The sequence below is a fragment of the Acinetobacter amyesii genome (assembly GCF_002018365.1).
GTDB classification, from domain to species: Bacteria; Pseudomonadota; Gammaproteobacteria; order Pseudomonadales; family Moraxellaceae; genus Acinetobacter; species Acinetobacter amyesii.
This window is the reverse complement of the sequence record NZ_MVKX01000004.1, coordinates 169,629-187,708: the sequence shown is the minus strand read 5'-3', so window position 1 is coordinate 187,708 and position 18,080 is coordinate 169,629. Positions and strand designations below refer to the sequence as shown.

The window sequence follows — 18,080 nt, the reverse complement described above, 5'->3', positions numbered from 1 at the left end:
GTGTTTATTGTAACAATTGCGATGAATAATTAATAAAAATTACGTTTTGTTGAATTTTATCACAATTTATTTGCGTTTATTTACATTGAAATTGCAAACCAAATCACATTTAAAAATATACATGCGTACTTAAATACAAAATTATACCTTTGGATTGGCTTGAATCGTCTTAACAATGCGGTAAAGAAAAAAACTTTAATAATTTTTATAACTTTGTTGAACTGATATACGTCAATTTACATGCCTTTTTATTAGCTAGATAAAGCATGTGATTTAAAAAATTATTTAAAACATATATTTATAAATAAACCAGAGGGTAATTATCATGTTACAAGTCCAAGTTGTATCAAAAGAACATCATTCTGTTTTAGAAAACATACAAACGAGTAATATTTCATTAAAGGAGGCTTCTGTTGTTGTTATACATACTTCAAAAGAAAATGTTTTAAGTATGGAGAGAAGTGGAAATACTTTAATTATAAAAATGAAAGATGGACAGCAACTGATAATTGAGAATTACTTTACAGATAATGCGAATGAAAATAATGTCGTACTAGAAGAAGATGATAAATTATATCTATTAGAAACAAATCCAAATGAAGCTGGATTATTTGAAATTAACTATAATCCGATCGATGAAATTAATCCTTTACTCTATTCAGATTCAACAGTTGGTTTATGGACGTGGTTAGTCCCTTTAGTTACGGCTGGAGGCATTTTAGCTTGGGCAAATAATGATTCAGATAGTTCATCTAGTTCGGGTAACTCAAATCAAGCACTCGATGCGGCAGAAAAAGCGGTAAAAGCAGCAGAAGATGCAAATAAAGCCGCAAAGGATGCTTTGACCGATGCACAAGCAGATGGATTAATTACCCCTGAAGAAAAGGCCAAGCTTGAGCAAGCGCTTGCTGATGCCAAAGCAGCTGAGGATACCGCTCAGAAGGCTGTTGATGCTTTAAAAGACAGCGCGGATAAAGACGACCTACAAGATCGCCTCGATAACTTAACGGATATCGTGATTCCACCTGTGACCGATACAGATGGTAATGGCATTGATGATGCGGTGGATGCGCAAATTGCCGATGCAGAAGCGGCAGTGAAAGCGGCAGAAGATGCGTACCAAGCCGCAGAAGATGCATTAGCGGATGCAGAATCAAATGGCTTAATTACGCCAACGGAAAAAGCTGAACTTGAAGATGCACTCAAAGCGGCACAAGATGCCAAAGATGCAGCCCAAGACGCGGTAAATGCCTTACCATCTGCACCTGCAGCTGTTCAAGATGCCAAAGATGGCTTCCAAGATCGCCTCGATAACTTAACGGATATCACCATTCCAGCAGTCAACGATGCAAATGAAAACGGCGTAGATGACAGCACAGAAGATCCAGTGGATTTAGCCACAGAACTGGTTGACGCAGCGGAAGCAGCAGATCAAGCAGCGAAAGATGCACTTACAGACGCGAATGCAGATGGCGTGATTACGCCAGAAGAACAAGCGACCTTAGAAGATGCCTTGAAAGATGCGCAAGATGCCAAAGAACTTGCACAAAATGCGGTAGATGCGCTTGATCCGGGTACAGCCAAAGACGACTTACAAGATCGCCTCGATAACTTAACGGATATCGTGATTCCACCTGTGACCGATGCAGATGGTAATGGCATTGATGATGCGGTGGATGCCCAGATTGCCGATGCAGAAGCAGCAGTGAAAGCGGCAGAAGATGCGTACCAAGCCGCAGAAGATGCCTTAGCGGATGCTGAATCAAATGGCTTAATCACCCCAACTGAAAAAGCCGAACTTGAAGATGCACTCAAAGCGGCACAAGATGCCAAAGATGCAGCACAAGACGTGGTAGATGCCTTACCATCTGCACCTGCAGCCGTACAAGATGCCAAAGATGGCTTCCAAGAGCGTATTGATAACTTAACGGATATCACCATTCCAGCAGTCAACGATGCGAATGAAAACGGCGTAGATGACGGCACAGAAGATCCAGTGGATTTAGCCACAGAACTGGTTGATGCAGCAGAAGCAGCAGATCAAGCAGCGAAAGATGCACTTACAGACGCGAATGCAGATGGCGTGATTACGCCAGAAGAACAAGCGGCCTTAGAAGATGCCTTGAAAGATGCGCAAGATGCCAAAGAACTTGCACAAAATGCGGTAGATGCGCTTGATCCGGGTACAGCCAAAGACGACTTACAAAATCGCCTCGATAACTTAACGGATATCGTGATTCCACCTGTGACCGATGCAGATGGTAATGGCATTGATGATGCGGTGGATGCGCAAATTGCCGATGCAGAAGTGGCAGTGAAAGCGGCAGAAGATGCGTATGATGCAGCAGAAGATGCCTTAGCGGATGCAGAATCAAATGGCTTAATCACCCCAACCGAAAAAGCTGCACTTGAAGATGCACTCAAAGCGGCACAAGATGCCAAAGATGCAGCACAAGACGCGTTAGATGCCTTGCCATCTGCACCTGCAGCTGTTCAAGATGCCAAAGATGGTTTCCAAGAGCGTATTGATGCGTTGACGGATATCACCATTCCTGCGGTGAACGATCTCGATGACAATGGTATTGCAGATGCATTGGATGCTGTTGAAGACTTAGTTGCAGCAGCGGAAGCGGCATATGCAGCAGCGGATCAAGCACTTGCAGATGCAGTTGTGGATGGCGCGATCAGCCAAGCAGAAGTCGATGCATTAACGATAGCGCGTAATGAAGCTCTTGCAGACAAAGCAGCAGCGCAAGCAGCAGTAACTAATGTTATTGCAGATTACCCAACAGAAGCAGCAGGCTTCCAAACTCGTCTAGATAACTTGACAGATATCGTGATCCCTGCGGTGAACGATCTCGATGACAATGGTATTGCAGATGCATTGGATGCTGTTGAAGACTTAGTTGCAGCAGCGGAAGCGGCATATGCAGCAGCGGATCAAGCACTTGCAGATGCAGTTGTGGATGGCGCGATCAGCCAAGCAGAAGTCGATGCATTAACGATAGCGCGTAATGAAGCTCTTGCAGACAAAGCAGCAGCGCAAGCAGCAGTAACTAATGTTATTGCAGATTACCCAACAGAAGCAGCAGGCTTCCAAACTCGTCTAGATAACTTGACAGATATCGTGATCCCTGCGGTGAATGATGTAATCGCAGTTAGTGATGAAGTAGATGCAAATATTAATCTTGAGCATTTACCAATTACGACAAATTTGACTGAGTCAACAGGTATAGCTTTACTTGTTGTGGATATTTTGGGCCTTTCCCTTGAGCTAGGTCAGCCACTATCGAGTTTCGTTGTAGCTGACGGTCATACACGTGATTTAACATTTACTGCAAGTTTGGGTATTAGTTTAGGTGTAGGGCAAAATGCTTATATCATTCTGCAGCAGAAGGTTGATGGAGTATGGACTTCTGTTGGTGCAGATGATGGTAGTTATTCCTTAATTTCATTACAGTTATTGAATAATATATTAACGGCAACAGTTGATGATTTACCAGCTGGAGAATACCGAGTCAATTTAGGTACAAATGGTTCCTTTTTAGGTGCTAGCCTTCTCCCAAGAATAACTGTAAATGGTACGGATACAGATTTGGGTATCTCAAGTGATACAGCGACAGGTAACGTCCTCACTGGTGATGGAGGTGCGACAGCAGATAATGTATTAGCGGATACTGTTGTAAGTACGATCAAACTAGTTGGTGGGGTAGCGATACCTGTTGATACTGATGGTGTAAATATTCAGGGCCTATACGGAACATTAAATATTAAGGCTGATGGTACCTATACTTATACTGCAAATCCAAAAATTGAAAGTTTGGGTAAAACAGAGGTCTTCGAATATACAATTACTGATCCTTTGGATATAAATGCAGTGAATAACACTGCTACACTGACTATCAATATTGGTAGTGACGATGTGACTGGTGTTGTGGCGGCTGAAAATGACACATTCGATTTAGATGTAAATGTTGCGAAGAATGTTTTGTTCAAAGAACATGAGCAAACAGATGTTTCGACTGTAGCCTCAAGCACAGCTACACAAAGTGATTCGGGCACAATTCAATTTACTCTAGGAGATGTAAATAAAGGTACTTTAGGTTTATCTAATGCTTTAGCGACCTCGGCAGCAACCACTACTATTACCTATAGTTTGAAATTGGATGGTGTTGCAATAGCTATTTCTGGTGCACAAGGTACAAACACTTCTAATGTTTATACTGTAGTGAAAACGGCAACACTCTCTACCATTTCGGCCAGTAACTTATTCTCAATTGATTTGAGCAGTTTAGCGGCTGGAAATTATGAGTTAACTTACACTGTGACTAAAGCTGCAGGAAATATACTTGGAGCCGCTACATCAGCATCTCAGGTAACTGCAGTATTGGATGGGACATCCTATACATACAATGGAGAGCATACAGACAGTACATCACAAGTGATCATTACGGGTAATATTTATGCTGATAATGGTGTAGCTACAGATACATTGGATACAACATTTACTAAACTTCTAGTTGGAGGGGTAACTATTGGCTACAATGAATCAACTACATATGAAACAGCTAAAGGTTACTTTGAAGTTAAAGGGAATGGTGATTATACCTATACTGCAAAAGCAGCTGGTGATACGACTAATTTGTCTGCTGATGTAATTAATTACACATTGATTAGCCCAACAGGTGCAACTGATAGTGCTTCTATTACAATTAATCCAGTATTGAATAATTCTGGAGTAGTTCAATATAGTACCAGTGGTGATGATACCTTTAATACAGGTACTGGCGCCGATACTGTAATTTATGACTTGTTGTCAACTGGAACTGCTGGTGGTAATACTAGCCTGTTAGGCAATGATACATGGGCGGATTATAATTTTAATGAAGGCGACGTGTTGGATTTGCGTGGTTTATTCAGTGATACAAGTACTGCACTAACTGATGCAAATATTGGAGGCTTTATTCAAGTTGAACAATCTGGTACTGATGTAAAAGTAAGTATTGATCTAGATGGACCTACATTTGGTGTAAGTAATTACACAGGTCTTGTAATTTTGAAAAATACTGATGTTACTCTGCAAGATCTTTTAGATAGTAATCAACTTATATTCTAATTAAATAGAATTTAAGCAATCAGAAAAGAGCCTCCTCGGAGGCTCTTTTTTATTTTCTTCATAAACACCACTAGATCCAAATAAAATGTGAAACTCATCAAATTAAAATGAACAACATGTGTATACATCTCATACGTATGCGATTTTAGTGATTAAATTTATAAAAATAATAAATAAAATCAAGATTATAAAATTGTGAAAGATACTAAATTACGCTATTTTTTTAGAGGTGAATTTTTTGAGATTTTTGCTGTGAATTTAAAGGCAATTTTATGGGTGGGGAGTATTGGATTTGCATTACATGGTTGTACAACCATGCAGAGTTTAAACCCAAATTCATTTAATCATTATGCATCACCACAAGAAGTGATCAATCAAAAAGGGCTAAATAGCGCAAATGGAAAGGCGAAAGAATACGTCTATGATTGGGGACCACAAAAGAAAAATGTTGAAGCAGAATCGCTGATACCCAAGCAAAATATGAGCAGTTACTGCCAAGCCAAAAATGGCAAATTTATTCAACTGAATAAAAGCAATTTGAACCAAGTCAAAAATGCATGGAGTCGTAAATTATTAGCGACCTATAGCAGTATAAAACAGGGCACAGGTGTATTTCAGTGTAGTCAGGCAGATGGACAACGTTGGATGGTTGCTATTGAACCCGTTTCAGAGCGTAAATCGAATGACCGTTCTGAAACCCGCTTAGTCAGTTTGTATACAGCAATCATTGGACCTGATGAACGTCGCAAAAACTATAATAAACAAGAAGAAACTGTAGCTAAAAAAGCCACACCAAGCAAAGCAAAAGCAACGACAACAAAAAGCAATGCGAAAGATGAAGTAAAAAAAGAAGTAGAGACTAAAAAAGAAACCAAAGCCAAAGAGCCTGAAAATAAACCAGCGGTGAAGCCAGTTGCTGAAACATCACAGCAGATACAAATGCGCCTATATGTGAATGCACGACGCGACCTGAATGCCGGAAAAAACCAAGTCACCGCTTGTAATAATGCACAGCGCGCTTATAGCTATGGCAAATTAAATGGTGCAAATGCCAATAGAGCCTATGCTGAATCAGGCATGCTCGTTGCAAAATGCTTAACGTCAGTGCCTGCATATAGCAAAAGTTATCCAAACGCCAATGCAAGAGCAAAAGGCATCCTACAAAACTTAGCGACCAACTATAACCACGCAGGGGCAAAAAATATGTTGAATCGTATGAAATAAACTTCAACAGGATAAAAGCCATTTGGGGAAATAGGCTTTTATCCTGATTCAATCATGTACTCAGACAAAGTTATAAAATAATAAGGAAAACCATGAGTTTAGTAAAAGAAACTTATTTTAATGCGCCATTATTTGACCGAGAATTGGCAGAAATTACAGTCAATATCGAGCAAACACCCTTCTTTTTCAATGATCGTGGGCATCCAACATATTTAGCATCACTTGGGGCAGGGATTCATTTAATTACCGAGTCGGCCACCAATGCGAAAATGACGATGGGAAATCCCTACGTGGTTCCTTCCGAAATTTCGACGATAACTACCGATTGGGGCGAGCAAACTGAGCTTGATTTTGAAGGGCAACACTTCGAGTTTATGCCATTGGTGGCAACCAAAGAAACCACAGCAGCTTTTGGTATCACCTTAGTCCATGCAGGTGAAGCGATTCAGATTCATTCAAATCAAAAACTACTGTCAGAGATTCATTATGAATACGGCATGATGGCAGGTCATTGTTTTGCCTACCTGGATGGTGGGAAGCCTGATTGTAGTGGAAAAACCCTATTTCCTTTTGTGGCTACAGATTTAGAACATCATGACTTTCCGCATATTTTTAGCGCGACCGATCAGGATCAATTGCCTCTGGTCATCTCAGTAGGACGTTATTTTCCAAATCTAGGCAAGATTTACTTGGCAGATTTATGGGTCAATCCGGGAGATGCTTTATACATTCCAGCGAAACCCAAATATTCGAATCCAGAGTTTATTGACCTACATAATAATCGTAATGCAGCACTTGCCTGCTGGCGAGGGGATAGTAATAAATCGACATTGACGACGCATAGTTTGCTCGATACCCATGGGCATTTTTACTGGTATTGGAATAGAAGGCCAACGATTCATCCTCTCATCTATGCAGCTACTAGCAAAAATGAATAGTTGAGTTACATAGACCAAACAGCAAATACAGCACTTCATGATACAAAGGTGACTCAAGTTTTGGGAGTTTGGTCTATGGGTTACGGTTTTTCTAAAAAATTACATCTACGTTTTTCACGACCAGCAGGTTTGGCTTTATTGACGCTCATGATGCTCGGGACGACTCAGGTGAGTTTGGCGAGTCCGACGGTGGATCAGCTTAGTCAATGTTTAGTGAAATCGACCACTGCGGCAGATAAAACGGCGGTGCTACAATGGACCTTTTCTGCATTGGCAGCGCATCCAGATTTAAAACAGTACAGTAATGTCAGTGATGCGCAAAAAACGCAACTTGATAAAAATCTGGCTCAAGTGATGCAGCGAATCTTGGTTGAGCAATGTTCTACGCAAACGCAGGCCGTAATTAATGCCGACGGTCTACAGGCTGTAGGCGAAAGTTTTCAAGAGCTTGGTAGTATCACGGGGGATGAAATATTAAAGACGCCTGAAATTAAACAACAATTACAAGGCGTACTGCGTTATGTCGATTTGAATAAATTGGTGATCAAATTTTTAACCCCAGAAATTTGGAATAAACTGGGGATTACTCGATAAGATTTTTAAATTTGCAATACATATTTTTAAGTTAAATAACGATGTAAATGAGCGCTGTTTAGCGCTTATTTACTTTTTGGATCAGCTAATTATTATTCAAAAATCAGCACACTTTTACCTTTGGTATGACCTTCTAAAATATCACCATAGGCTTGCTGCGCATCTTTAAATGCATATTCACGGCTGACTGTCCACGTAAAACGGCCGTCAGCAATGCCATCAACGACATGCTGTAGGTTTTTTGGGTTACGTTTAACCCATACTGGCTGAATTTTATTGGAAGATAATTTTCTGCCGGCAATACTTCCCATAAATCCACCAACTTTGACCACAGCAAGAGAGGTTTGAGTGGCTTCTTCCGAGCCAATCATATCGATTGAAACATCAAAAGGCGTTGGATGCACGGCTTTAAGACGTTCAACTAAACCGTCACCATAAGTGACAGGTGTAGCCCCTAATTTGCGAATATAGTCTTGATTGGTAGCCGATGCCGTTGCGACAACCTCAATGCCTTTTTCTACTGCAAGCTGTACGACAATCGAACCGACACCGCCTGAGCCGCCATGTACCAGTAAAGATTGAGCAGGGCCCATTTCATCCAAAACGGTCATGGCTGTTTGTGCTGCGCCTGCAATTGTTCCCGCAATAGACCAATCAATATTTTTCGGCTTACGGATCAAATTTGTTAAAGGCACATCAATCACGGTGGCATGGGTAAATGCACCGCCTGAACCCAGCACTTCATTGCCTACAGCCCATTCATTTTGAGAGCCGTCTACTTCTGCAATGATGCCTGCATATTCTGTACCAAAGGTTTGCGGCAGGGACGCATGCTTAAATTCGCCTGTCATGCGGCGGGCATCAATCGGGTTGATCCCAGAGGCTTTGACGTGAATACGCGCCATGCCAGAAGCTAATGGTGGAAGTTCGTACTGTGCAAATTCGAGGACTTCGGGTTTGCCGTATTGATGTGCTGCTAAGATGGTTGATTTCATTTTCTTGTGCCTATTTCATTCAGTTTTTTAAATCATGGTTGAATTATAGGCAGGCGGTGTGTATAGATTACAGACCGAAATTTGCATTAGATTTTTCTATAAATAGAACAGTTGAACTGACCTCTCCCTAACCCTCTCCTAGAAGGAGAGGGAACTACGCGTATCAAATTGATCACATGTCAAAGTCTCCCTTTTAAAAGGGAGATTTAGAGGGATTTTTAAAACTGACCTCTCCCTTGCGAAGCAGTGTTTCTCATCTCCTAAAAGGAGAAGGAACATCCATTACTAAATCCATAATGGTATTTAATTAGCAATGAAAGCTCCTTCTCCCAATGGGAGAAGGCGGGGGATGAGGGTAGAAGTCACGCATGAAAAAAGACTTCGAAAGTTGGATATATCCTAAGTCTTCGAATTTAGCGATTGAGGATACTTTTTTTGATGGTCTTGTTGTTTTAGATTTGAAGTTCTTGGGTAATTGTATCCTTAATTATTAGAAATAAAGTTCAATCTTTTAATTATTAAATCATTATTTTGTGTTGTAATATTAATCGAAATTAACATATAGCTTATTGATGATGAAAGATTTTATAAAAAAACATAAAACACTAAGTTGGGTGTTAGGGATATTAGGTACTTTAATTATCGGTGGTTTAGGAAGTGGTGTATGGGAAATCATATTAAAACCATTCTTTAGCTTTATGGGTAATGGAATTATAAGTTTCTTAATTAATACATCTTCTAGTTTTAGTAATGAAATTTATCAAAATATATCAATTAGAGGTTTAGATAGATTCCAAGCAAAAATATACAGTTTATTTATATTGTTAGTCGGTGCTATTTCAATATGTTCTTTTTCATTTACTTTTATTATTACTAGAAATAAATTTAAGGAGCTAAATAATCTGAATGAAGAAAGCATTGATCAAGATTATACTCCTTGGTTTTTACAGAATAAAAGAAACTATAATATCTTTTTCATATTTTTCTTTTTGATTTCTTTTTTACCTTTCTGTACATATAGTTATAGTAGTATGAAGACAGAATTTATTTCTAAGAAAGTGATATATTTTGAATACTTAATAAAAGTAAATGGAGATGCTTTAAGTGAACAAGAACTAAAAAAAATAGAGTCTAATTTTGCGCAGATTACTAAATCAAAAGACTACGATGATTTAATCAATCAATTAGAAAATATTGCTATGAAAAATAATAAGCTTATAAACAAAAACCCGCTCTGAAGCGGGTTTTTTATTCCAAAACTAATCAGATCAACCAATCAATTTCTTCATCAACTCATTCACTTGCGCAGGGTTCGCTTTGCCTTTTGCTGCTTTCATCACTTGACCAACAAGACCGTTGAAAGCTTTATCTTTACCAGATTTATACTCTTCAACCATCTTCTCGTTAGCTGCAAGTACGTCTTTAATAATCGCTTCAATTGCGCCTGTATCAGTTTCCTGTTTCAAGCCTTTTTCCGCAATAATCTCGTCTGCAGTTTTGCCTTCTTCCCACATAAAGCCGAACACTTGCTTCGCGATCTTACCGTTAATTGTGTTGTCCACAATACGCGCAATCATGCCGCCAAGTTTCTCTGCTGTTACAGGAGAATCAGTAAGTTCTAGGCTCGCTTTGTTTAAAGCACCAGAGAATTCACCCATCACCCAGTTTGCAGCCACTTTACCTTGCGCAGCACCGCCAGCAGCTTTCACCACGTCTTCATAAAACTCTGACATTTCACGAGTAAGCGTAAGCACGTGAGCATCGTACTCAGTCACGCCAAAGTCAGCTACAAAACGCGCACGACGTGCAGCAGGCAACTCAGGAAGGGCAGCACGTGCCGCTTCAATTTGCGCATCTGCAATGATCACAGGCAACAAGTCAGGATCTGGGAAGTAGCGGTAATCGTTCGCTTCTTCTTTCGAACGCATTGAACGCGTTTCCATCTTCACAGGGTCGAACAAACGCGTTTCTTGGTCGATGGTGCCATCCCAATCCAAGATTTCCATTTGGCGTTCAATTTCTACATTGATCGCTTGTTCAATGAAACGGAATGAGTTGAGGTTTTTAAGCTCGCAACGTGTACCAAACGGTTGACCCGGACGGCGCAAAGACACGTTACAGTCCGCACGGAATGAACCTTCAGCCATGTTTCCGTCAGAAATGCCTAACCAACGCACAAGTGTGTGAATTGCTTTAATGTAGGCAACAGCTTCTTCAACTGAACGCATATCGGGTTCAGATACGATTTCAAGTAAAGGCGTACCTGCACGGTTTAAATCGATACCAGATTGACCTTCAAATTGGTCATGGATCGATTTACCAGCATCTTCCTCAAGGTGCGCACGAGTTACGCCAATGCGTTTTACTGTGCCATCTTCAAGTTGGATGTCGATATGACCCAAGCCCACAATCGGGTTATCCATTTGGCTGATTTGGTAGCCTTTTGGAGAGTCAGGGTAGAAGTAGTTTTTACGTGCAAATACAGAAGCTTGGTCGATGTAAGCATCAATACCCAAACCAAAGCGAATTGCAAGATCAACCACTTCTTTGTTCAATACTGGCAATACGCCCGGCATTGCCAAATCTACAAGGCTCGCTTGAGTATTTGGGTCTTGACCAAATGTGGTAGATGAACCTGAGAAAATTTTGGTATTGGTCGCAAGCTGAGTGTGAATCTCGATACCAATAACGACTTCCCAACCATCAATGAGGTTAGATTTTGGTTTCGCAGCGTTCTTAGCCATTATGCATTCTCCTCAGCAATTGCAGCGCGTTGTGTATGCCAATCCGTTGCTTGTTGGTACTGATGCACCACAGACAACAATTGAGATTCTGACCAGTAGTTACCAATCAGCTGTAAGCCAACAGGTAGGTTGTCTTTGTCAAAACCAACAGGCGCGTTAATCGCAGGTAAGCCTGCCAAATTCACTGCAATCGTGTAGATGTCGCCTAAGTACATTTCTACAGGAGATAAGTTTGCTCCAATCTTATATGCAGTCGTTGGTGCAGCAGGAGCCGCAATCACGTCTACAGATTCAAATGCTTTTAAGAAATCTTGCTGGATTAAACGACGTACTTTTTGTGCTTTCACATAATAAGCATCGTAGTAACCCGCAGAAAGCGCGTATGTACCAATCAGGATACGTTGCTGAACTTCTTTACCAAAGCCTTCAGAACGTGAACGTTTGTACAAGTCCATCAAATCCACAGGGTTTTCTGCACGGTAGCCATAACGTACGCCGTCGAAACGAGATAAGTTAGACGATGCTTCAGCAGGTGCGATCAAGTAATACGTTGGTACGTAGCTTTCAGTCATGTTCAGGTCAATCTCAACCAAGATTGCGCCCATTTCTTCTAACTTTTTCAGTGATTCTTCAACGCGTGCTTTTACGTCTGCATCTAAACCAGCAACATTAAAGTACTGCTTAGGAATACCAATGCGTAAACCTTTTACTGAAGTGCCGTTGAGGTTCGCCACGTAGTTATCGACGTCTTTTTCAACAGAAGTTGAGTCTTTCGCATCATGACCTGCCATCACGTTCATTAGGTAAGCACAGTCTTCAGCCGAACGTGCCATCGGGCCGCCTTGGTCTAAAGATGATGCATATGCAATCATACCGAAACGTGAAACACGACCGTAAGTCGGTTTAAGGCCAGTCAAACCACAGAAAGACGCAGGTTGACGGATTGAACCACCTGTATCTGTACCTGTTGCGAAAGGCGCAAGATCAGCCGCTACCGCCGCAGCAGAACCGCCTGAAGAACCACCTGGAACGTGTCCCAAGTTCCAAGGGTTAGCCGTTGCACCATAAAATGAATTTTCAGAGGTCGAACCCATGGCGAATTCGTCCATGTTCACTTTACCTAAAGTGACAAGGCCCGCAGCTTTACCTTTCGCTACAACGGTCGCGTCGTAAGGAGAGATAAAATTGTCCAGCATTTTAGAACCAGCAGTGGTTTTAATGCCTTGGGTACAGAAAATATCTTTATGTGCAATTGGTACACCGGTCAACGCAGTTGCATTGCCTGCTTTAATTGCAGCATCAGCCGCATCTGCTTGCGCAAGTGCTTGTTCAGCTGTCACGGTCACGTATGACTTGACTTGAGCATCGATTTTTTCAATGCGTTTTAAATAGTGTTCAGTCAATTCGCGTGAAGAAAATTTAGCGCCAGCCAAACCTTCAGACAATTCACGAATTGATAAGCGATGTAAATCTGTCATGAGAAATATTTCTTTACGTTTAATTTGAAAAAATGTTGATCTGAATAAAAATTATTCAATCACACGCGGAACAAGGTACAAGCCATCCTGTACTGCAGGAGCAACTGCTTGATATGCTTCGCGATGATTGGTCTCAGATACCACGTCTTCACGTAAGGGCTGTGGATTGTCGAATGGACTTTTTAGTGGTTCAACACCGTCAGTATCGATGCCTTTCAGGGTTTCCATCATGCCTAAAATTTTATTTAAACTTTGAGCATAGTCAGCAGATTGCGCTTCATCTAGCGACAATCGAGCCAGATGGGCAATCGCTGAAACTGTTTGTGCATTTAGATCTGCAGAATGCTGTGCATCCGATGTAGACATAACATTACCTAATCAGTATTAAAAAAATTCAAAATATCGTGGCTTATAATAAGCGATTGACTTGTTCAAATCATCACATTTAGTTAAAGTTGCCACCTTGCGTCCATATAAAAGTTTAACTGAGAACGTCCCCGTGATTCTAAAACGACTAATTGGCTTGTTTTCGCCGGATCTTGCCATTGATTTAGGCACTGCAAATACACTTATTTATGCGCCAGGACGAGGCATTATATTAAATGAACCGACGGTGGTGGCAATTCGCCACAGTGGTTCACAAAAAATCGTTGCCGCAGTAGGTCTTGACGCGAAACAAATGCTAGGTCGTACACCTGCAAATATTTCTGCAATTCGCCCAATGAAAGATGGTGTGATTGCTGACTTTGAAGTCACTGAAACGATGTTGAATCAATTCATTGGCAAAGTGCACGAAAAACGTTTGTTCCCACCTGCACCGCGTGTCGTGGTGTGTGTGCCATGTAAATCGACGTTGGTGGAACGCCGTGCAATCCGTGAAGCTGTATACAATGCAGGTGCACGTGAAGTTCGCTTAATTGAAGAGCCGATGGCTGCTGCAATTGGTGCAGGTATGCCTGTTGAGCAAGCTTGTGGTTCGATGGTTGTCGATGTTGGTGGTGGTACAACTGAAATCGCGATCATTTCACTTCAAGGTTGTGTCTATGCAGACTCACTACGTATCGGTGGTGATGTATTTGATGAGCAAATTATTAACTACGTGCGTAAAGCACATGGTTGTGTGATTGGTGAAACCACTGCAGAAAACATCAAAAAAGAAGTTGGTATGGCGGTTCCAGAAGAAGGTGCAAAACCTTTGGAAATCGAAGTCCGTGGTCGTAACTTGGCTGAAGGTGTACCTCGTGCGATTACCGTAACTTCTGATGAAGTGACTCAAGCGATTTCTGATCCACTACAAAACATTGTGGCTGCGGTTAAATCTGCACTAGAGCAAACGCCACCTGAGTTGTCTTCAGACATCGCAGAACGCGGTATTGTGTTGACTGGTGGTGGTGCATTACTTCGCAATCTTGATAAGCTTCTTGCAAAAGAAACAGGTCTTCCTGTAGTGGTTGCAGAAGATCCACTATCATGTGTTACACGTGGTGGCGGTAAGGTTCTCGAATTCTTCGATAACCCAAATCATGACATGTTATTTGTAGGCTAAGAAAAGGACTCGGCGGGTGCAAACGCAACTGTTTTCAAGACAACCGCCATCTTTTCGCTCTTTTATCATTGCGGTGATTACATGCTTGGTGGTGCTTTTCTTTGATTGGCGCATGCCGCATGTAATTCAACCGGCCAGAGACGTCTTGTATGCGGCATATAATCCAATTTATGCCCTTGCAAGCTATCCAGTGTTATCGCGAGAATGGCTGAATCAACAAACCAAGTCTGAAGCTCAATTACGTCGTGAAAATACCGCGATGCAAGCAGAGTTAATTCAGGCTCAAGTCCGTTTACAGAAACTTTCTGAACTTTCTGCTGAAAATACTCGACTGCGTGGACTGCTCGATACGCCACTCATTATTGATGGTCGTATGGAGATTGCCGAAGTCATTGGTACCGATGCTGATCCCTTACGTCATATTATTGTAATTAACCGTGGAGCCAGCAGTCAGCTTAAAGTGGGACAAACTGTACTCGATGACAAGGGCATTATGGGGCAAATTATCAATGTTTACCCGCATAGTAGTCGTGTCATGTTGCTCTCAGACAAAGAGCACTCTTTATCCGTGCGGATGGAGCATACCGGTATGCGCGCAATCGTTACGGGTACAGGTGACTTAGGTCGACTTAAAATGGAATATGTTCCAACCAGTGCCAATATCAAAGTAGGTGAAAAAGTCTATAGCTCAGGGCTAGGGGCACATTTTCCAGCGGGTTATTTGGTGGGGACAGTGTCGAAAGTCAGTCGTCACAATAGCGGTGAATTTGCCCAAATTGATATCAATCCTGCTGCCCAATTGGCAGGTGGTCATCATGTGGTTGTGCTATTTTCCGATTCTTTAGCGATGGAGCAACCGCATGTCACTCGCTAAGCTTAGTCGTCATACAGAGCGCGACCCATTATTTCCAATTATCTTTTCCATCATTTTGGCATCCGTGCTGATGGTGTATCCGCTTTCTTATGACCTATCGGGTTGGCGCCCATTATTCATGATGATGATCATGCTATTTTGGGTCCTCTGTCAGCCGACATGGTGCGGTGTTTGGTTTGCATTTGCCACAGGTCTCTTTACGGACTTATTGACTGATGCGCCATTTGGCATGAACGCACTGAGTTTTGTGGTTATTGCATTTGTGACACGCTTTTTAACGCGTGAACGTCGGATCCTCACATTTGGTAATTTATGGATTATTGCTGCAATGGCAATTTTCGCGCATTTACTGTTTGTGTGGATTGTTCAAGTGATGGGTGGGGCACAGTTTTCATTTGCTCGTCATTGGCAGCCAATTATTACTAGCTTACTCATTTGGCCAATCATGTATTACTTCTTGAGAAAATGGCGCATATAATTTTAGCTTCGAGTTCTCCTCGACGACGCGAACTATTGCAACAATTGGGACTGGAGTTTGACATTTTCAGTCCAGATATTGATGAGTCCGTGTTAGTAGGAGAACCTGTAGCGGATTATGTAGAGCGTTTAGCACGTGCCAAAGCTTGCGCAGTACAACAACAATTCCCTGATGCTATCGTTATTGCCGCCGATACCAGTTTAGGCGTAGATGAGCACATTTTAGGAAAACCAGCGTCGAAAGCACATGCTTTTTCTATGTGGGAAATGATCTCTGGACGAAAACATGATGTGTTTTCAGGTGTTTGTGTCAGTACAAAAGATCAAATATACAGTATAGTAGTGCGTACACAGGTTGAATTTCAAACGCTGAGTTTAGCTGACATGGAAAGCTATTGGGCAACAGGTGAACCAATCGGCAAGGCGGGAGCCTACGCCATTCAAGGAATTGCTGCGCGCTATATTCCTTGTATTGAAGGGAGCTACAGCAATGTCGTTGGGCTACCTTTGCATGAAACCGTACAGTTATTACAGACAGTTAAGGCATTAAATTAACTGCTGCAACACAAGAATTTTTATAATGTTTTGAGTTTTGATATGTCTGACGAGTTGTTGATTAACGTCACACCGATGGAATGTCGTGTGGCGTTGATTCAAAACGGTACGGTCAATGAATTATTTGTTGAACGTACCGTGAAGCGTGGGTTAGTGGGCAATATTTATAAAGGGAAAGTTGTTCGCGTGCTTCCGGGTATGCAGGCTGCTTTTATTGATATTGGATTGTCGAGAACGGCTTTTTTACATATCAATGATATGGTCTGGCAGCGCAATCAACCGACCCCGAATGTTTTTGAGCTGTTACAACCGGGGCAAGTACTCACCGTACAAGTCATGAAAGATATGTTGGGTACTAAAGGTGCTCGACTATCGACTGATCTTTCTATTCCTTCCCGTTACCTCGTTTTAATGCCATATGGCAGCCATACCGGTGTTTCACAGCGTATTGAGTCTGAAGAAGAGCGTGATCGCTTGCGTAGCATGATTGAACGCATTCAAAAGGAACACAATTTACCGGGTTCAGTCATTGTTCGTACTGCTGCTGAAGGTATTCCTGAATGTGAAATTGCACAGGACATGGCCTATTTAGCAAAACTGTGGGAATACATACAACGTAAACAACGCAGTATTGTTGTGCCATCTTTGATTTTTGAAGAGCTACCTTTACCGCAACGCGTCATCCGTGATTTGGCCAATGAAGATACGTCTAAAATTCAGGTCGATTCACGCGAAGTGCATGGCAAATTGCAAGAGTTTGTCCAAGAATTTGTACCGAGTATGCAAAATCGCTTACTGCATTATCCGGGTGAGCGTCCAATTTTTGACTTGTATAATGTCGAAGAGGATATTCAGAAAGCCTTACAGACACGTGTAGCACTTAAGTCTGGCGGCTACCTGATGATCGATCAAACTGAAGCGATGACCACGATTGATGTCAATACTGGCTCCTATGTTGGTGGCCGTTCACTTGAAGACACTGTGTTTAAAACCAATATGGAAGCCACACAGGTCATTGCACGTCAGCTTCGACTACGTAACTTGGGTGGGATTATCATTATTGACTTCATTGATATGCAAGAAGCACATCATCGTGAAGAAGTGATGAGCCAGTTTGAGAAAATGCTTGAGCGCGATCATGCTAAAACCAAGATCACTCAAGTGTCTGAGCTGGGTTTGGTGGAAATGACTCGGAAACGCACCCGTGAATCTTTAGAGCATCTCCTTTGTGATTCTTGCCCGACTTGTCAGGGCCGTGGTTATGTGAAAACGGCTGAAACAGTTTGCTATGAAATTTTCCGTGAAATCTTGAGATATGCACGTGCTTATGAGTCACAAAGTGGTTTTACCGTGGTGGCACATCCGTCGGTGATTGACCGATTGTTAACAGCTGAAGCACCTGCGGTAGCTGATTTAGAGCACTTTATTAGCCGTGTGATCAAGTTCCAAGTGGAAAATTTATATACGCAAGAGCAATACGATATCATTCTGAGCTGAAATTGTAACAGAATATCGTTAAACACTTGTTACAACTGAGAT

14 protein-coding genes are annotated in these 18,080 nt (G+C 41.7%); 10 read left to right on the top strand and 4 right to left on the bottom strand.

Features of this window, described 5'->3' with window-relative positions; all coding sequences use genetic code 11:
* Nucleotides 1-325: 325 nt before the first annotated feature.
* The 4 genes from B1202_RS07730 (at nt 326) to B1202_RS07715 (ending at nt 7,872) form a co-directional block, all read left to right on the top strand.
* Nucleotides 326-5,116 carry a BapA/Bap/LapF family large adhesin gene (locus B1202_RS07730; protein ID WP_078189990.1) on the top strand — a complete coding sequence of 1,597 codons (4,791 nt, stop codon included), beginning with the start codon at nt 326-328 and terminating at the stop codon, nt 5,114-5,116.
* Nucleotides 5,117-5,368: 252 nt separating this feature from the next.
* The gene (locus B1202_RS07725) at nt 5,369-6,340 is read left to right on the top strand and encodes a hypothetical protein (protein WP_078190133.1); all 972 of its coding nucleotides are present in this window, start codon (nt 5,369-5,371) and stop codon (nt 6,338-6,340) included.
* 92 nt (nt 6,341-6,432) lie between these two features.
* Nucleotides 6,433-7,278: a hypothetical protein gene (locus B1202_RS07720; protein WP_078189989.1), complete on the top strand. Its 846-nt coding sequence runs from the start codon at nt 6,433-6,435 to the stop codon at nt 7,276-7,278.
* 147 nt (nt 7,279-7,425) lie between these two features.
* On the top strand, nt 7,426-7,872 hold the full coding sequence (locus tag B1202_RS07715) for a hypothetical protein (protein ID WP_228145147.1): 447 nt from the start codon (nt 7,426-7,428) through the stop codon (nt 7,870-7,872).
* Nucleotides 7,873-7,964: 92 nt separating this feature from the next.
* Here the strand turns inward: B1202_RS07715 and B1202_RS07710 are convergent, their stop codons facing one another.
* Nucleotides 7,965-8,867, bottom strand: a complete 903-nt coding sequence (locus B1202_RS07710; protein ID WP_078189988.1) for an NADP-dependent oxidoreductase — start codon at nt 8,865-8,867, stop codon at nt 7,965-7,967.
* 572 nt (nt 8,868-9,439) lie between these two features.
* On the opposite strand from B1202_RS07710, the gene B1202_RS07705 reads away from it, so the two are divergent.
* Complete coding sequence (locus B1202_RS07705) at nt 9,440-10,105, top strand: hypothetical protein (protein ID WP_171262615.1); 666 nt, start codon at nt 9,440-9,442, stop codon at nt 10,103-10,105.
* Nucleotides 10,106-10,135: 30 nt separating this feature from the next.
* Here B1202_RS07705 and gatB read toward each other — a convergent pair whose 3' ends face one another.
* Genes gatB through gatC form a run of 3 tightly spaced genes read right to left on the bottom strand, consistent with a single transcriptional unit; the run spans nt 10,136 to nt 13,455 of the window.
* The gene (gene gatB, locus B1202_RS07700; protein ID WP_078189987.1) at nt 10,136-11,611 is read right to left on the bottom strand and encodes an Asp-tRNA(Asn)/Glu-tRNA(Gln) amidotransferase subunit GatB; all 1,476 of its coding nucleotides are present in this window, start codon (nt 11,609-11,611) and stop codon (nt 10,136-10,138) included.
* Entirely contained in the window at nt 11,611-13,089 is a 1,479-nt protein-coding gene (gatA, locus tag B1202_RS07695; protein ID WP_078189986.1) for an Asp-tRNA(Asn)/Glu-tRNA(Gln) amidotransferase subunit GatA, read from the bottom strand. Before gatA ends, gatB begins: the two co-directional genes overlap by 1 nt.
* 51 nt (nt 13,090-13,140) lie before the next feature.
* Entirely contained in the window at nt 13,141-13,455 is a 315-nt protein-coding gene (gene gatC, locus B1202_RS07690) for an Asp-tRNA(Asn)/Glu-tRNA(Gln) amidotransferase subunit GatC (protein WP_078189985.1), read from the bottom strand.
* A gap of 133 nt (nt 13,456-13,588) precedes the next feature.
* Here gatC and B1202_RS07685 point away from each other — a divergent pair, with 133 nt between their 5' ends.
* From B1202_RS07685 to rng, 5 genes are read left to right on the top strand one after another with little or no spacing between them, the layout of a single operon-like run.
* A complete protein-coding gene (locus B1202_RS07685; RefSeq protein WP_078190130.1) occupies nt 13,589-14,635 on the top strand; it encodes a rod shape-determining protein in 1,047 nt (348 codons plus the stop codon).
* 16 nt (nt 14,636-14,651) lie between these two features.
* Nucleotides 14,652-15,509, top strand: a complete 858-nt coding sequence (gene mreC, locus B1202_RS07680; protein WP_078189984.1) for a rod shape-determining protein MreC — start codon at nt 14,652-14,654, stop codon at nt 15,507-15,509.
* Nucleotides 15,496-15,987: a rod shape-determining protein MreD gene (gene mreD, locus B1202_RS07675; RefSeq protein WP_078189983.1), complete on the top strand. Its 492-nt coding sequence runs from the start codon at nt 15,496-15,498 to the stop codon at nt 15,985-15,987. The genes mreC and mreD overlap by 14 nt, the downstream gene beginning before the upstream one ends.
* Entirely contained in the window at nt 15,975-16,541 is a 567-nt protein-coding gene (locus B1202_RS07670) for a Maf family nucleotide pyrophosphatase (RefSeq protein WP_078189982.1), read from the top strand. Before mreD ends, B1202_RS07670 begins: the two co-directional genes overlap by 13 nt.
* Nucleotides 16,542-16,583: 42 nt before the next feature.
* Nucleotides 16,584-18,038, top strand: coding sequence for a ribonuclease G (gene rng, locus B1202_RS07665; RefSeq protein ID WP_078189981.1), 1,455 nt, complete (start codon nt 16,584-16,586; stop codon nt 18,036-18,038).
* The last annotated feature ends 42 nt before the right edge of the window (nt 18,039-18,080 follow it).

Excerpts from the sequence above, each read along its gene's own strand:
- B1202_RS07670 (WP_078189982.1), top strand. The coding sequence starts at position 15,975 with ATGGCGCATATAATTTTAGCTTCGAGTTCTCCTCGACGACGCGAACTA.
- rng (WP_078189981.1), top strand. The coding sequence starts at position 16,584 with ATGTCTGACGAGTTGTTGATTAACGTCACACCGATGGAATGTCGTGTG.
- B1202_RS07720 (WP_078189989.1), top strand. The coding sequence starts at position 6,433 with ATGAGTTTAGTAAAAGAAACTTATTTTAATGCGCCATTATTTGACCGA.
- gatC (WP_078189985.1), bottom strand. The coding sequence starts at position 13,455 with ATGTCTACATCGGATGCACAGCATTCTGCAGATCTAAATGCACAAACA.
- gatB (WP_078189987.1), bottom strand. The coding sequence starts at position 11,611 with ATGGCTAAGAACGCTGCGAAACCAAAATCTAACCTCATTGATGGTTGG.
- B1202_RS07710 (WP_078189988.1), bottom strand. The coding sequence starts at position 8,867 with ATGAAATCAACCATCTTAGCAGCACATCAATACGGCAAACCCGAAGTC.
- gatA (WP_078189986.1), bottom strand. The coding sequence starts at position 13,089 with ATGACAGATTTACATCGCTTATCAATTCGTGAATTGTCTGAAGGTTTG.
- B1202_RS07730 (WP_078189990.1), top strand. The coding sequence starts at position 326 with ATGTTACAAGTCCAAGTTGTATCAAAAGAACATCATTCTGTTTTAGAA.
- B1202_RS07715 (WP_228145147.1), top strand. The coding sequence starts at position 7,426 with ATGATGCTCGGGACGACTCAGGTGAGTTTGGCGAGTCCGACGGTGGAT.
- mreD (WP_078189983.1), top strand. The coding sequence starts at position 15,496 with ATGTCACTCGCTAAGCTTAGTCGTCATACAGAGCGCGACCCATTATTT.
- B1202_RS07705 (WP_171262615.1), top strand. The coding sequence starts at position 9,440 with ATGATGAAAGATTTTATAAAAAAACATAAAACACTAAGTTGGGTGTTA.